Raw genomic sequence first — 14,859 nt, forward strand, 5'->3', positions numbered from 1 at the left:
ACCTCTCGGCCGCTAGTCGGTGGCGATCGCGTTCAGCACATTCATCCGGCCCGCCCGGAACGCCGGGACCAGGGCGGCGAACAGGCCCACGAACGCCGAGCCGATGAACACATAGGTGATCGTCGGCCACGGGATGTCCAGGACCTTCAGACCCTCCAGGGCGAGAAGCTTCTGGGCGGTGGCGCCCCAGCTCATGCCCAGGCCGAGACCGAGGAGGGCGCCGAAGAGGGCGATGACGACCGACTCCAGGCGGATCATGCGGCGCAGCTGGCGGCGGGAGAGGCCGATGGCGCGCATCAGGCCGATCTCGCGGGTGCGCTCGACGACCGACAGGGCCAGGGTGTTCACCACACCCAGGATCGCCACGACGATCGCCAGGGCCAGCAGACCGTAGACCATGTTCAGGAGCTGGCCGATCTGGTCCTTGAGCTCCTGCTTGTAGTCCGTCTGGTCGCGGACCTGATACTGCGGGTACGGCTCCATGGACTTCTTCAGGGCCGCGTACGCCTGCTTCTCCTGGCCGTCCTTGGCCTTGGCGAACATGATCTCGTTCGGCGGGATCTTGTTCGCGGGCAGGTACTTCTTCATCGTCTCGAGGCTGGTGTACCGGGCGCCCTTGTCGATGGCCACGTCGTCGTCCGTGATGGCCGCGACCTTGAGCTTCGCCGTCTTGCCGTCCTTGAAGGCGACGGTCAGGGTGTCGCCGAGCTTCACCCCGTGCTTCTTGGCGTAGTCCGAGCCGACCGACATGGCGTCCCTGCCGTACGCCGCCGACAGCTCACCGGCGGTCGTCTTGCGGCGCAGGTCCTGGGCGTAGGAAGGGTCGGCCGCGGTGATCCCGGAGTCGTCGACCTGGCCGTCCGGCGAGGTCGTCCTGGCCCCGAGGTCCTTGTAGCGCGTGACGTGCTCCAGGCCCGGCGTCGTCTCCATGGCCTTCTCGGCCTGCGGCACGATCCGCTGGTTGCCCTGGACGATGAAGTCCGCGCCGACCGATTTGTCGAGCTCGTCCGTCGCCGAGGCCACCATGGACGAGCCCACCACGGAGAGGCAGGCGACCAGGGCAAGGCCGATCATCAGGGCCGCACCGGTGGCGCCCGTACGGCGCGGGTTGCGCAGTGCGTTGCGCTCGGCGAGCCGTCCGACCGGGCCGAACATGCGCAGCAGTACGGCGCTGATGACCCGGACCACCCCGCCCGCGAGCAGCGGGCCGATGATCACGAAGCCGATCAGGGTGAGGACGACACCCGCGCCCAGCACCAGCGAACCGTCGCTCGCCTTGTCGGCGTTGGCCGCGGTGTAGAGCGCGAAGGCTCCGGCGCCGGTCAGCACCAGGCCGATCAGACCGCGTACGAGACCCGCCTTGCCGTCCGCCGGGGTGCCGGCGTCGCGCAGCGCGGCCATCGGGGAGACCTTGCCCGCGCGGCGGGCCGGGAGGTAGGCGGCGAGGACGGTGACCACGACGCCCAGCAGCAGACCCACCACCGGGGTGGTCGCCTTCACCGTGAGGTCGCGGGTCGACAGGTCCATGCCCATCGACGACATGATCTTCATCAGGCCGACCGCGAGGCCTACGCCCGCGCCGACACCGAGGATCGAGCCGAAGAAGCCGAGCAGCAGTGCCTCGACCAGAACCGAGCGGTTGACCTGCTTGCGGGAGGAGCCGATGGCGCGCATCAGGCCGATCTCGCGGGTCCGCTGGGCGACCAGCATCGAGAAGGTGTTGATGATCAGGAAGATGCCCACCAGGAACGCGATGCCGGCGAAGCCGAGCATGGCGTACTTGATGACGTTCATGAACTCGCCGACGCCCTTGCGGTTCTCATCGGCGTTCTCCTTCTGGGTCTGGATCTTGAAGGAACCCGACCCGCCGAGCGCCGTGGAGACGTTCTGCTTGAGCTGCGCGTCGGAGACACCGGACGCGGCGGAGAGATTGATCTGCGTGAACCGGCCGGTGGCGCCGAGCAGTTCGCGCTGCGCGGTGGCCGTGTCGAAGTAGACGACGGCGGCACCCGGGTTGGTCACCTTGAAGGTGGCGATACCGACGATCTTCGCCTTGAGGTCACCGGTGACCGCGATGGTGCGCAGTTCGTCGCCCATCTTCAGGTGGTGTTTGTCGGCGGTGTCGGCGTCGACCATCACCTCGGTCGGTCCGCGCGGGGCGTGGCCCGAGGTGATCTCCATCGAACGCAGGTCGTTCCTGGTCCAGTTGCCCGCGATGGTCGGGGCGCCGTTGCTGGACCCCATGTTCTTGTTGTCGCTGTTGACGACGGTCACGTTCATCGAACTGACCGCGCCCTCGGCGGACTTGACGCCCTGCGCCTTCTTCGCCCGCTGCAGTGCGGAGGCCGACACCGACTCGGGCTTGCCGTTCTGCGGGGTGCCGTCGCTCTTGGCCGCCTTGGGCAGCACCGTCACATCGGAGGAGGTGACCGCGAACAGCTTGTCGAACGTCGTGTTCATCGTGTCGGTGAACACCAGCGTGCCGCAGACGAAGGCCACCGACAGCAGGACCGCGACGGCCGAGAGGGCCATGCGTCCCTTGTGCGCGAAGAAGTTGCGCATCGAGGTCTTCAGGACGGTCATGACGTACGCCCCCGGGCGTCGAAGTCCTTCATGCGGTCCAGGACCTGGTCGGCCGTCGGCTGGTACATCTCGTCGACGATCCCGCCGTCCGCGAGATACAGCACCCGGTCCGCGTACGAGGCCGCCACCGGGTCGTGCGTGACCATCACGATGGTCTGGCCGAGCTCGTCCACGGAGCGGCGCAGGAAGCCGAGCACCTCGGCGCCCGCACGGGAGTCCAGGTTTCCGGTCGGCTCGTCACCGAAGATGATCTCGGGGCGCGCGGCCAGCGCACGGGCGACGGCGACGCGCTGCTGCTGACCACCGGAGAGCTGGTTCGGCCGGTGCTTGAGGCGGTCGGCGAGCCCGACGGTCTCCACGACCTGGTCCAGCCAGCCCTTGTCCGGCTTGCGGCCCGCGATGTCCATCGGCAGCGTGATGTTCTCCAGCGCGTTCAGCGTCGGCAGCAGGTTGAACGCCTGGAAGATGAAGCCGATCCGGTCCCGGCGCAGCTGCGTGAGCTTCTTGTCCTTGAGCCCGGTGATCTCGGTCTCGTCCAGGTAGATCTGTCCGCTCGTCACGGTGTCGAGCCCGGCGAGGCAGTGCATCAGCGTGGACTTGCCGGATCCCGAGGGGCCCATGATCGCGGTGAACTGGCCCCGCGCGACGTCCACGTCGATGTGGTCCAGGGCGACGACGCGGGTCTCCCCCGACCCGTACGCCTTCACGACCTGCCGCGCCCGCGCGGCAACGGCCGTACGCCCTCCAGTGCCCCCGTGCCTGGGAATGGTCACAGCCGATGTCACGGTAAGTCTCCTATGTCGGGCAGCAGATGATTCCGCTGCGCAGCGGTTGAACGTGCGCTTCGGCACGTCGGTAAGTCTGGTGCCGGGCGGCGGTCCGGCGCGCTGGTGCTCAGCGCAGTCTTTTGCTGGGGAAAACCCCACCCCCAAAGGTGCGGTCCGTACGACCGGACGTGCTCCCCAGCGGCGTAAAGCCAGGTTAAGGACGGGCCCTGCCCCGTCTCGTCCTCCAGCGGGACGAACCCTCCCCGAGCCCTAGTACGGAGATCCCCCTAGGGGCCCTCCACCCTTCGGTGGAGTCCCTCTCGGGGTCGCCTCCACCCTTGAGCCCACTCAGCGTCCACCCTCCCGCGACAATCAGCAGGTGCCGCGCGAAGCGCGTCGTTGAGGCGGCTGGGCGACGGGAGGGCCAAGTGGGAGAGTGTTCCTCGGCAGATAGGTGCAAGGGGAAGGAATCTCGTGGACCAGGGGGAAACCGAGATACGAGCCGCGGCGACGGGCTCGGCGAGCCGGCCTCGGGACACCCGCGGACGCCGCGCCGTGGTCTCCGCCCTCATGCTCGCGATGGCGCTGGCCGCGCTCGACTCCACCATCGTCTCCACAGCCGTACCGCAGATCGTCGGCGACCTCGGCGGCTTCTCCGTCTTCTCCTGGCTGTTCTCGGGCTATCTGCTGGCGGTGACGGTCACGCTGCCGGTGTACGGCAAACTGTCGGACACCTTCGGCCGCAAGCCTGTGCTGGTCGCCGGCGCCGTCCTCTTCCTCCTCGGCTCCCTGCTCTGCGCCACGGCCTGGAACATGGCCGCGCTGATCGCCTTCCGTATCGTGCAGGGCCTGGGCGGCGGCGCCCTCCAGGGCACCGTGCAGACGCTCGCCGCCGACCTGTACCCGCTCAAGGAGCGCCCCAAGATCCAGGCCAAACTGTCCACTGTGTGGGCGACCTCGGCGATCGCGGGTCCCGCGCTCGGCGGAGTCCTCGCGGCGTACGCCGACTGGCGGTGGATCTTCCTCATCAATCTGCCGATCGGCGCGCTCGCCCTGTGGCTGATCGCCCGTCACCTGCACGAGCCGGCACGGGAGACGACCCGGCGTCCGCGCATCGACTGGGCGGGCGCGCTCGCCGTCTTCGCCAGCGGTGGCGTCCTGCTCACCGCGCTGGTGCAGGGCGGCGTCGCCTGGGACTGGCTGTCGGCGCCCTCGATCGCCCTGTTCGGCACCGGACTCGGCCTGGTCGCGGTGGTCGTGCTGGTCGAACGGCGGGCGGCCGAGCCGATCATCCCCGGCTGGGTGTGGCGGCGGCGCACCATCGCGGCGGTGAACCTGGCACTCGGCGCGCTGGGGCTGCTCATGGTCGCCCCCACGGTCTTCCTGCCCACCTACGCGCAGGCGGTGCTGGGCCTGGCCCCCATCGCCGCCGGATTCGTTCTCTCCGTATGGACGTTGAGCTGGCCGGTATCGGCAGCGCTCAGCCAGCACGTCTATCGCCGGATCGGCTTCCGCAACACCGCGATGATCGGCATCGGCGCGGCGACCCTGCTCCTGCTGGCCTTCCCGTTCCTCCCCTACCCGGGCCGGCCGTGGCAGCCGGCCCTGCTGATGCTGTTGCTGGGCGGCGCGCTGGGCCTCTTCCAACTCCCCCTGATCATCGGCGTCCAGTCGACCGTCGGCTGGGCCGAACGCGGCACCACCACCGCCTCCGTCCTCTTCTGCCGCCAGACCGGACAGACCCTGGGGGCGGCCCTGTTCGGCGCGGTCGCCAACGGGGTGCTGGCCGCGCGGCTCGGCGGCGCGGGGGATCTCGACTCGGTGACCCGCGCGCTGGACTCGGGCGCCCGTGCCGAGCACCTGCGCCACGCGGTCGCCGACGCGGTGCACGCCGTGTACCTGGGGGCGGCCTGCGCGGCCGCGCTCTCCTTCCTGATCCTGCTGTTCGTCGCACCGCGCCGCTTTCCGGTGCTGAAGAACCCCGCGGACTGAGACAACGCCCGGCCCCGGCCTGTCGGTGTCCCGCCGTCGGGAGCGATCAGGTCGTAGTGGCCGGGCTTGCGTGGGCAGTTCCGCGGAGCGGCGCGCCGCATCCCTGAAGTGCAGGCTTCACACGAGTTCCGCACGACAACAGGGGTAAACGTGGGTAACACCCCAGGTCACCGAAGTAAGCGCATACCGACCGCTCGGTTTGGTGAAACCCTCGCGCGCCGCGACTACCTGCGGGTAGCGTGCGCTGCTCACCCCCCAGCTCCCTGCGGTCCGCACCGGACCCGAGCCACGCAAGGAGAAACGGGATGCCAGACGCGTTCTCGTCCCCCGAGTACCAACCGCCGCGCCTACCGAGGCACCAAGCGCCGCACCAGCCGTCGTCCCCACCGCGGTACCAACCGTCCCACCAGTACCCGCAGTTCCCGAACAGCTCCTCACCCTCCTACGCCACCTACCCCTGGCAGCCCCCGCCACCCGAGCCCGAGAGAAGGCGTCTGCCGCGGCACCAGGCGCTGGGACACCACAGCGACATCAGACTCCTGCGCGGTGCGTACCGCCGGCAGCGTCGGGTGGCGACGCTCACCGCGCTCGGATACTTCACCCTCTTCCTCCTCCTCTCCGCGTTCGCGCCGGAGCTGATGACGAGCACGGTGTCCGGCGGACTGTCGACCGGGCTGCTGCTCGGACTGCTCCAAGTACCCGTCACCTGCCTGGCGATCGGGCTGTACGAGTACTCGGCGCGCCGGCGCGTCGACCCCATCGCGGACCGGATCCGCAAGCAGGCGGAGCTGGACGCGAAGCGGGAGGCGGCACGATGACAGGGGTGACCGGGTTGACCGGGTTCAGCAGTTCCGCGCAGGCCATGTCGCTGGTGGCGTTCACGACGGTGGCCACGATCACGCTGCTGCTGTGCGTGATGACCGGCCCCGACCGTGACGACCTGGACGAGTTCTACACGGGGTACGGATCGCTGTCGCCGATGCGCAACGGGCTGGCCATCGCCGGGGACTACATCTCCGCGGCGACCGTACTCGGCACGGGCGGGGTCATCGCGCTGGCCGGCTACGACGGCGTCGTACTGGCCCTCAGCACGGCCCTCTCCCTCATGCTGCTGATGTTCCTGCTGGCCGAACCGCTGCGCAACGCGGGCCGGTTCACCATGGGCGACGCGCTCGCGCGCCGGACGCCGGGGCGCGCGGTCCGCATCACCGCGTGCACGGTGACCCTGGTCGCGCTGCTGCCACTGATGCTCGTCCAACTCGCCGGAGCCGGCGACCTGCTGGCGTTCATCCTCGGCTTCTCCAGCGACTCACTCAAGACCGGCTGCATCATCGGGCTCGGCGCGCTCATGATCAGCTACGCGGCGATCGGCGGCATGAAGGGCACCGCCCTCATCCAGATCCTGAAGATCGTGATGCTGCTCGGGTCCGGGGCCGTCGTCGCCGTACTCATCCTGCACCGGTTCGACTGGAGCCCGGGGGCGCTGCTCGACGCGGCCGGCAGCAACAGCGGCGTGGGCTCCGCGTTCCTCCACTCGGGCCTGGAGTTCGCGGGCGGCCCCAGCCCTCGCCTGGACATGATCACTTCGGAGCTGACCGTCGTCCTCGGCGGCGCCTGCCTCCCGCACATCACCATGCGGATGTACACGGCGAACAGCGCCCGCCAGGTGCGCCGCTCGATGTCCTGGGCGGTGCCGTGCGTGGCCCTGTTCGTCCTCGTCATCAGTGTCATCGGCTTCGGCGCCACGGCGCTGATCGGCCGCGGGGTGATCGCGGGCGCGGACCCGCAGGGCAACACCGCCTACCTCCTGGGCTCCAGGGCGGCCTTCGGCGCGGACGTCTCGACGGCGGAATCCCTCCTCTTCACCACGGTGACGTCGGCGATCTTCCTGACCCTGCTCGCCTCGGTCGCCGGGATGATCCTCGCCTGCGCCAACTCCCTCGCCCACGACGTGTTCGCGCACGGCCGGCTCTTCCGCGGCCGCCGCCGCGACGACGAGCTGTCACCGCGCCGCGAGATGATCCTGGCCCGCGTCTCCGCCCTCGCGGTCGGCGCACCGGCCATCCTCCTGGCCACCCTCGTCCAACACCACAGCCTGCAGCCCCTGGTCACCCTCTCCTTCTGCCTCGGCGCCTCCGCGATAGCACCCGCCCTGGTCTACAGCCTCTTCTGGCGCCGCTACACCCGCACCGGCCTCCTCGCCACCCTCATCGGCGGCACCCTCACCGTCCTTCTGCTCATGCCCGGCACCAACCTCGTCTCCGGCTCCCCCACCTCCGCCTTCCCCGACACCGACTTCAACTGGTTCCCGTTCACGACCACGGGCCTCGTCTCCATCCCCCTCGGGTTCGCCTACGGCTGGCTGGGCACGGTGGCCTCCGGCCGAAGGAAGGCGGAGGAGCAGCGGAGGCAGTACGAGGCGGTGGAAGGGTGGATCCTGGCGGGGGCGGTACGGAGGGGGAGCTAGTGCGAGCTAGGTGCGCTGCGCCAGAAGTTCGTCGGTGGATTCGCGCCTTGCCCGGCCGGGTTGGTTGTCCGCCCATCCAGCCCCGGCCTGCGAGTATTCGGCCAAGTCGGCGGCAGTGGGGCACCAAGAACTAACGACGAATTGATGGCGCAGGACACTAGTGCCGCGTCGGCACTACTCCGCGGGCGCCCGCCCCGTCAGGGTCGTGAGGCTCGTGCGTACGTGGTCCATCTGGGCCCGTACGTCGTCCCACCGCTCCCCGTGCTCGCGCAGCACCCGCTCGGTGTCCCGGGCGATCCCATCCTCCCGGACCCGCGCCTCGGCAAGCAGCTCGCCGGCACGGGCCACCGCGGCCTCCTGCCGGCACCGAGCCGACTCCTCGGCCTCGACGAAGGCCCGCTCGGCCTCGGCGAGCGCGGCCTCGGCGAGCGCGACGCGTTCGACGTGGTGCGCGTCGAGTGCGGCCTCCCGCTCGGCCGCGGAACGCCCGGCCTCCGCCCAGCGCTCCGCGCGCTCCTTCTCCTGGTCGGCGAGCAGTCCCTCCATACGCTGCCGTGTCTCCCGCAGCGCGGCCAGCGCCTCACCACGGTTCTCCTTGATGTCACGACGGGCCGAGATCCGCGTCTCGTCGGCCTCCGCCCGCGCGGCGAGCAGCCGCTGCCGGACGCTTTCCTCGACCTCGCCCCGCACCTCGTCCGCGTACGCCTGCCCGGCCTCCCGCACCTGCCGCCCCGCCGCCTCGGCCTCGTCGACGACCAGCTGGGCCTCACTGCGTGCGGTGTCACGGACGGACGCGGCCTCCTCCTCGCCGAGTTCGAAGATCCGCCGGGCACGCTCACCGAGCGTCTCGTACGTCTGCGGGGCGAGCCGCGCCACGGTCTCCCGCAGCCGCTCCACTTCCGCTCCCATCTCCTTGGCCAGCACGGTCAGCCGGGCGGCCCGCTCCCAGGCGGCATCCCGGTCCCGGGAGAGCGCCGCGGCGTACGCGTCGACCTGCTCGGGACGGTAACCGCGCCCCCTTACGGCCATGAAGCCGTGCGGCGACACCGATGCGCTGCTCATCCTCGAACCCCTCTACGCCCGACCTACACGAAATGAAGATTTCGCGCATATCTTGATGGATCAGACAGAAGTGTTCATAACGCGACACTCCGCCCAGCCGTCCGGCCAGAGACGCGTCATCTGAGGTCAGAAGCCGGAATCGCGGTGCGGCGACGCAGCGCCGAGAAGGGCTGTCGGGCCTGCGCACGGTCCCACCCGACGGCATCACCGACTCCGGGAGGGAAGCGCACGAATGCCCGAACGACCGAGGCGCCCGACCCGTCACACGGGTCGGGCGCCTCGGTCGTACATGTGCACGCGGAGCTACAGCAGTCCGTCCCACATCTGCTCGAGCAGGACCGACCACCAGCTCTCCGGGGAGCCGAGGGCAGCCGGGTCGAGGGAGGCGAGCTGGGCCTGGAAGTCGACGGTCCAGCGGCCCGCCTGCTCCTGGTTGAGGCCGAAGCGCAGCCGCCACATACGGCCGAGCAGCGCCAGGCAGCGCGTGAACTCGGGGAGCCCCGTGTTCACGAACTGCGGCGGCACCGGTGCACCGCCCGGACCCGCCTCCACCGGCACGGCCACGATGTTCGCCGTGCCGTACTGGACACAGATCGCCCTGCCGAAGTCGCTGCCCATGACGAGGTACGAGCCCGCGTCCGCGGCAGGCTGCACCCCGCGCTCCTGCGCCAGCTCGGCGAGCGTCGGCACCGGGCGGCCCGGCTGGGCCTGGGCCCAGAAGAACGGGCCCATGTCGACCGGAAGTCCGGCCACCACCAGCGTGTGCGCCACAATGTTCGGCACGCCCTGACGCGAGACCGCCACCTGGTCGAACCGGAACACCCCCGGCCCGAATGCCGCCGCCAGCTCCTGCCCGATCGCCTCCGGCGGGATCGGCGGCGCGGGCTGCACCGGCGGAATCGGGGCCCGTATCGGCGCCGGACGCGCCGGACCGTCCGCCACCTGGTGCAACTCACCCTGGTGAGCCAGGAGTTGGTGCATACCCTGCTGACGGCTCGCGTGATCCGTGCCGTACGGCGCGATGCTCGTGATCCGCGCCTGCGGCCACGTCTCCCGGATCATCCGCGCGCAGTACGCGCCCGGCAGCTCACACGACTCCAACTCCGTGTGCAGCTCAAGCACTTGCTGTGGCGGCACGTTCATCGCGCGCAGCTCGTGCAGGATCTGCCACTCCGGGTGCGGCGTACCCGGCGCGGAGCGCCGGATCAACTGCTGCTCGGAGCCGTCCTGCGCGCGATAGCGCAGGACGGCCTGGTAGCCGGGCCCGACGGTCGGCTGCCCCGCCTGCGGATAGCCGTACGCCGGCGGCTGCTGACCGGGAGCCATCGGCTGCCCCGGCATGGCCTGCCCGGGCAGCGGCTGGGGAGCGCCCGGAGGCATACCGGGAGCCTGCGGAGGCGGGGGCGCGCCGGGACCACCGACGGCGGGACCCGCGAGCATGGTCGCCGCGTGGTGAACCCCACCCGGCGGCGTACCGCCCGGAGGCTGCGGCACACCAGGAGCACCGGGCGCGGCAGGCGCACCGGGAACACCAGGAGCGCCCGGAGCACCCGGCGGCTGCGGCGCACCGGGACCACCGACGGCCGGACCGGCCAGCATCGTCGCGGCGTGGTGAACCCCACCCGGCGGCGTACCGCCCGGAGGCTGCGGCACACCAGGAGCACCGGGCGCGGCAGGCGCACCGGGAACACCAGGAGCGCCCGGAGCACCCGGCGGCTGCGGCGCACCGGGACCACCGACGGCCGGACCGGCCAGCATCGTCGCCGCATGGTGAACCCCACCCGGCGGCTGCGGCGCACCAGGAGCACCGGGCTGCCCCGGAGCAGCGGGCGCGGCAGGCGCACCAGGGAGCCCCTCGGGCCCGTCAGGACCGAGCTGCGAGACGAGCTGCGTCGGCACGTAACCGCCCGCGGGGGTCCCCGGCGCACCGGGCCCGGACGGCGGCGGCGTACTCCCCGGCCGCGCACCCGGCACACCCGGGGCGCTCGGCGGATGCGGTGTGCTCGCTCCACCACCGCGCGCGCCCCGCGGCGGCGCCTGCGCCTTGCTGGTCGCGGCGTCGGCGATGTCACCGGCGTTGGGCGGCAGAGGCCGCGAGGGCGCGGCGGGCGGAGGCGTGCCGGGGGCACCCGGAGCCTGCGGCACGCCGGGCGGCGGCGTACCCGGAACCCCACCCGGACCCTGCGGGAACCCATACGCAGGCGCACCCGGAGGAGGCGTGCCCTGCGGACCACCGGGCCCCTGCGGATACCCGTACGACGGCGCGACCGGCGGCGTTGCGCCCTGAGGCGCACCAAGACCCTGCGAAGGGCCGGACGGCGGCGGCGCGTTCGGGTCGTCGACCGCGGGCGCCAGTGCCGTGCGCGGAAGTTGGCTGCCCCCGGACATCAGGGCGGTCTTGGCGTCCGGCGTCGCGGCCGGCGGCGGGGTGTCGTCGACATCGGTGAGCGGCGGCGCGAACACGGTCGCCGGCAGCGGCACGGAGCGATCGTCACCGGCGTCGGCGTTCGTGTCGGTCCCCGCCCACGGGGTGGCCGCGGAGGGCACACCCGGCGTCACGGCGTCCTGCGGACCCGAACCCGGCTCGTCAACGGCCGCCGCAGGCCACGGCGTACCCCCACCGGGAGCCGACGGCACCCCCGGCGCGGAAGGCGCCGCGTACGCGCCCGACTGCCCTGGCGCACCCGGCACCGAACTCCCGCTCCCGGCAGCCCCATTGACGGACCCGCCGCCCAAGGGCGCGTCCCCGCCCGCAGAGGCGGCAGCGGCAGCGGGACGAGACCCCGCCCCGTCGGACGCCCCGGCGCCTGCCCGCCGATCCGGGATCCCCAACTTGTCCGCGGCCTCCTGCAACCACTCCGGAGGACTCAACAAGAAGGAAGTCTGGTTCAGATCGACCCGGGCCGGAGGCGCCGGTGAAGGCTCGGGCGCCGCGGCCGGCACCCCGTACTCCTCCTCGTACCGGCGGATCACCTCGCCCACCGGCAGGGCGGGCCACAGCGTGGCCTCCCCGCTGTCGCGCGCGATGACGAGCCGCTGCGCGCCCCCGTCGGAGCGCGGCCCCTCGGCTCGGTCCTCGGCCCACACCACGAACCCGAGTTCGAACTCCCGCACCCGCACCTCACGATGCTGATACGAGGCCACGTCGCCGTTGATCCACTCTTCCGCGCGCTCCTGCGCCTGCGCGAAGGTCACCATCGGAAGTTCACTCCCCCACCGAAGACACTGAAGAGACGGGCACGGCGCGAGCGAAGCCGCCGTCCACCATCAGGTTCGCCACCGTCTCCAGCTCGGGCGGATTACCCGCGAGCCGGGACAGGAACTGGTCGAAGTCGTCGCCGCAGGGCAGCAGCAGCCGCTGCACCCGCTCGGCCGGCACCCAGGCGTCCTGGTCGCGGGCATCGTCGTACGCGCAGAACCAGACCGAACCGATCCCCTCACCCCTGACCTTCACGGCCAACAGCCCGCCCTGCACGAACCCAACGCCCAAGTAATCCTTGGTGAGATGGTCGCGCAGACACTTGTTGACGTAGACGAGGTCATTGACGGCGGCCTCGTCACGCACGGTGAAGAAGGGCTGGTCCACCAAGAGACCCAGCTCGGCGTCGAGCGCGGCGCCGACCGGCGCGCACCCCCCGGCCGCCTTCAGGAACGACCGATACGCACCCGGCAACCGGTACCCGAGGTCTTCCTCGACCCCCAGCACCTGCTGCTCCGTCACCGCCACAGCCGACTTCGGCAGCCCGAAGTGCGCGGGCCGCGTCTCCTGCAACGGCCGCGTGCCCCGCTTGTCGTGGTCGACGGCCGACGTCGCGATACCACCGTGATGCCGCAGCAACGCCTTGACCTCGACGGGCACCAACTCGAGCCGCCGACCGCCCGGCACGTGGTGCCAGGTCCAGCCGTGCGGGGTGGCCACCGACGGGATCGTGTCCCACAGGTCGTGACCGGTGGCGGCCAGCGCGGCGTTCGCGGAGACGTAGTCCGTGAGCCGCAGTTCGTCGACGCCGAAGCCCTCGGGGGGCTCGGCGATCTCCGCGGCGGCACGCGCGTACAGCGAGAAGTCGGGGTAGCCGTGCTCGTCGACCCGTACACCTCTGGGGTGACGGGCAGCCCGGACCGGATCCGGGAAATGCACGACCTGCCCGGCGTAGGCCGCGTTCGGCGGCGCGGCTTGCTGCCCGAGCCGACCTGTCGTCATGGCGGTTGCCCCCTGCGGCGTTCTCAATAGCGGTATGGATCGTGGATGTCGACAGCCTATGCGGTTGAACGACACCGGTCACCGGGCCTCCGGTTCCGTGACCTGCCGTCACCCCGCCGTGACCGTACGACGAAGACCGGGCGTGTCGCGGCGCCCCAGCTTCCGCACCCGCCACGGCATTTGGCAGTCTGTCTCCGCACCGGGGGATGCACGGGAGGGAAAAACGATCATGAGCGCGACGCATACGGGCACGTCCGGGGACCCTCGGGTCGGCTGGAGCAGCGCCGAAGCACCCCATACCCCCGCCCTCCTGCACCGCCGTGACGGCATACTCCCCACGGTCGCCGCCGCCCTCTCCGTACGCGGTGCGACGCTCACGGGCACGGCGGCGCGCGTCGACCAGCCCCCCGCCCTGCACCCCCTTGTCCAGGACTTCCTCGACACCCTCACCAGCGCGCAACGCGACCGCTTCACCGGCCGCTGCGCCGAGGCGATCCTCATCTCCCGCCACATCGCCTCGATCGACGCCGCCCGCAGCAAGCGCGCCGCGCGCAAACCGATGACGAACGGCGAGGCCCGCAAAGCCCTCAAACAGGCCAAACTCACCGCCCGCCGCATCCGCGAGGACGGCGACCCGCTGCACGGCAGCTTCGCCGCGCCCTGCCGCTCCTGCACGGCGCTCAGCGACCACTTCGGCGTACGCATCGTCGACCCTGCCGCGCCGGAAGCCTGACCCCCCTCCCGCTCCTGTACGACGGCGTCCGCCACGCCGATGTCCCAACCCTCGACGAACGAAGGGCAGATGCACGCCGACCGCTCCTCCACCACACGCTTCTCGGTCCCTGTGGACGCCGCGCTGCGCTCCGCGGGGTGGCAGCCCGGGCGCTGGGACATAAAGCAGGCCGAATACTGGGCCGACGCGCTGCGCGGGCACGCGTCGCCGGCCGGTCACCGGCACGCCGTGTTCCCGGCGGCGGTGGAAGCGTGGGCGGAATTCGGAGGCCTCCGCATCACCTCACCGGGCCCCGGACGCCAGCTGGCCCCCGCCACGCTCGATCTCGACCCCCTGCACGGCCTCCACATGGCCCGCACCCTCGGCGACCTCGGCCGCGCGCTGGGCACCGAGGTCTGCCCCCTGGGTGAGGAGTCCGACACCCGCGCACTCCTCGCCGTCGACGCCGAGGGGCGCGTCTACAGCCTCGACCACACCGGAGACTGGTACCTCGGCCCCACCATCGACACAGCCCTCACCACCCTCCTCTCAGGCATAGAGCCCACCCGCCTCACCGCCGGCTGACAGCGACTTTTCTCGCCCCCGCCGCCCCTACCCGTCCCGTACCTGGGGGCTGCCGCCCCCAGCCCCCCCGCTTCGGCCTTGACGGCCGCGGGCGGGCGGATGGGTGCGGGCGGGCGGGTGCGGGTGCGTGGGGATGGGTGCGGGCGGGTGGGGGCATGCGTCGTCACCGCGGGCGGGTGCTGGCGGATGGGTGCGGGTGCGTGGGGGCGTGTGGCCTCTCTTGGCTGGGGGTGTGCGCGGTGGCTGTGGGTGGGTGTGGCGGGCGTGGTGGCGTGCGACGCACGCCCCCACGCACCCGCAGTCGCCGACACACGGAAGGGGCCGTGCCGGTACATCAGATGCCCCGTCGCTTACGTGGTTGCCAACAGGCAGACCCGTGAAGCCCAAGCGATCTGCCACCGGCGACGGGGCGGATGCACCGGCACGGCCCCGACCCACCCACCGGCCGCAGGCGGAACCACCCACCGGCCACAGGGCGGACCCGCCCACC

At 71.5% G+C, this 14,859-nt stretch carries 10 protein-coding genes; 5 read left to right on the top strand and 5 right to left on the bottom strand.

Annotated features, from left to right (window positions below; genetic code table 11):
- Positions 1–12: 12 nt before the first annotated feature.
- Both OG390_RS21245 and OG390_RS21250 read right to left on the bottom strand, forming a co-directional pair.
- On the bottom strand, positions 13–2,583 hold the full coding sequence (locus OG390_RS21245) for an ABC transporter permease (protein ID WP_406170103.1): 2,571 nt from the start codon (positions 2,581–2,583) through the stop codon (positions 13–15).
- On the bottom strand, positions 2,580–3,368 hold the full coding sequence (locus OG390_RS21250; RefSeq protein ID WP_406170105.1) for an ABC transporter ATP-binding protein: 789 nt from the start codon (positions 3,366–3,368) through the stop codon (positions 2,580–2,582). Before OG390_RS21250 ends, OG390_RS21245 begins: the two co-directional genes overlap by 4 nt.
- Positions 3,369–3,824: 456 nt before the next feature.
- On the opposite strand from OG390_RS21250, the gene OG390_RS21255 reads away from it, so the two are divergent.
- The 3 genes from OG390_RS21255 to OG390_RS21265 all read left to right on the top strand — a co-directional run bounded on the left by OG390_RS21255 (position 3,825) and on the right by OG390_RS21265 (position 7,809).
- On the top strand, positions 3,825–5,342 hold the full coding sequence (locus tag OG390_RS21255; protein ID WP_406170107.1) for an MFS transporter: 1,518 nt from the start codon (positions 3,825–3,827) through the stop codon (positions 5,340–5,342).
- A gap of 305 nt (positions 5,343–5,647) precedes the next feature.
- The gene (locus OG390_RS21260; RefSeq protein ID WP_406170109.1) at positions 5,648–6,160 is read left to right on the top strand and encodes a DUF485 domain-containing protein; all 513 of its coding nucleotides are present in this window, start codon (positions 5,648–5,650) and stop codon (positions 6,158–6,160) included.
- Entirely contained in the window at positions 6,157–7,809 is a 1,653-nt protein-coding gene (locus tag OG390_RS21265) for a cation acetate symporter (protein ID WP_406170111.1), read from the top strand. The genes OG390_RS21260 and OG390_RS21265 overlap by 4 nt, the downstream gene beginning before the upstream one ends.
- A 174-nt stretch (positions 7,810–7,983) precedes the next feature.
- Here the strand turns inward: OG390_RS21265 and OG390_RS21270 are convergent, their stop codons facing one another.
- From OG390_RS21270 to OG390_RS21280, 3 genes are all read right to left on the bottom strand, one after another.
- Complete coding sequence (locus tag OG390_RS21270) at positions 7,984–8,871, bottom strand: cellulose-binding protein (RefSeq protein ID WP_406170113.1); 888 nt, start codon at positions 8,869–8,871, stop codon at positions 7,984–7,986.
- A 303-nt stretch (positions 8,872–9,174) separates the two neighbouring features.
- Positions 9,175–12,069 (bottom strand): SUKH-4 family immunity protein, encoded by a 2,895-nt coding sequence (locus OG390_RS21275; protein ID WP_406170115.1) that lies wholly within the window; start codon positions 12,067–12,069, stop codon positions 9,175–9,177.
- 7 nt (positions 12,070–12,076) lie between these two features.
- Positions 12,077–13,072, bottom strand: coding sequence for an SMI1/KNR4 family protein (locus OG390_RS21280; protein WP_406170117.1), 996 nt, complete (start codon positions 13,070–13,072; stop codon positions 12,077–12,079).
- A 229-nt stretch (positions 13,073–13,301) separates the two neighbouring features.
- On the opposite strand from OG390_RS21280, the gene OG390_RS21285 reads away from it, so the two are divergent.
- Positions 13,302–13,805: a YwqJ-related putative deaminase gene (locus OG390_RS21285; protein ID WP_406170118.1), complete on the top strand. Its 504-nt coding sequence runs from the start codon at positions 13,302–13,304 to the stop codon at positions 13,803–13,805.
- A 69-nt stretch (positions 13,806–13,874) separates the two neighbouring features.
- Positions 13,875–14,369: an SUKH-3 domain-containing protein gene (locus tag OG390_RS21290; protein WP_406170120.1), complete on the top strand. Its 495-nt coding sequence runs from the start codon at positions 13,875–13,877 to the stop codon at positions 14,367–14,369.
- Positions 14,370–14,859 lie beyond the last annotated feature (490 nt).

The organism is Streptomyces sp. NBC_00996 (assembly GCF_045162675.1).
GTDB lineage: Bacteria > Actinomycetota > Actinomycetes > Streptomycetales > Streptomycetaceae > Streptomyces.

What these genes read in the sequence shown, in the direction of transcription:
- OG390_RS21290 (WP_406170120.1), top strand. Translation starts at nt 13,875, where the DNA reads ATGCACGCCGACCGCTCCTCCACCACACGCTTCTCGGTCCCTGTGGAC.
- OG390_RS21245 (WP_406170103.1), bottom strand. Translation starts at nt 2,583, where the DNA reads ATGACCGTCCTGAAGACCTCGATGCGCAACTTCTTCGCGCACAAGGGA.
- OG390_RS21265 (WP_406170111.1), top strand. Translation starts at nt 6,157, where the DNA reads ATGACAGGGGTGACCGGGTTGACCGGGTTCAGCAGTTCCGCGCAGGCC.
- OG390_RS21275 (WP_406170115.1), bottom strand. Translation starts at nt 12,069, where the DNA reads ATGGTGACCTTCGCGCAGGCGCAGGAGCGCGCGGAAGAGTGGATCAAC.
- OG390_RS21260 (WP_406170109.1), top strand. Translation starts at nt 5,648, where the DNA reads ATGCCAGACGCGTTCTCGTCCCCCGAGTACCAACCGCCGCGCCTACCG.
- OG390_RS21280 (WP_406170117.1), bottom strand. Translation starts at nt 13,072, where the DNA reads ATGACGACAGGTCGGCTCGGGCAGCAAGCCGCGCCGCCGAACGCGGCC.
- OG390_RS21285 (WP_406170118.1), top strand. Translation starts at nt 13,302, where the DNA reads ATGAGCGCGACGCATACGGGCACGTCCGGGGACCCTCGGGTCGGCTGG.
- OG390_RS21270 (WP_406170113.1), bottom strand. Translation starts at nt 8,871, where the DNA reads ATGAGCAGCGCATCGGTGTCGCCGCACGGCTTCATGGCCGTAAGGGGG.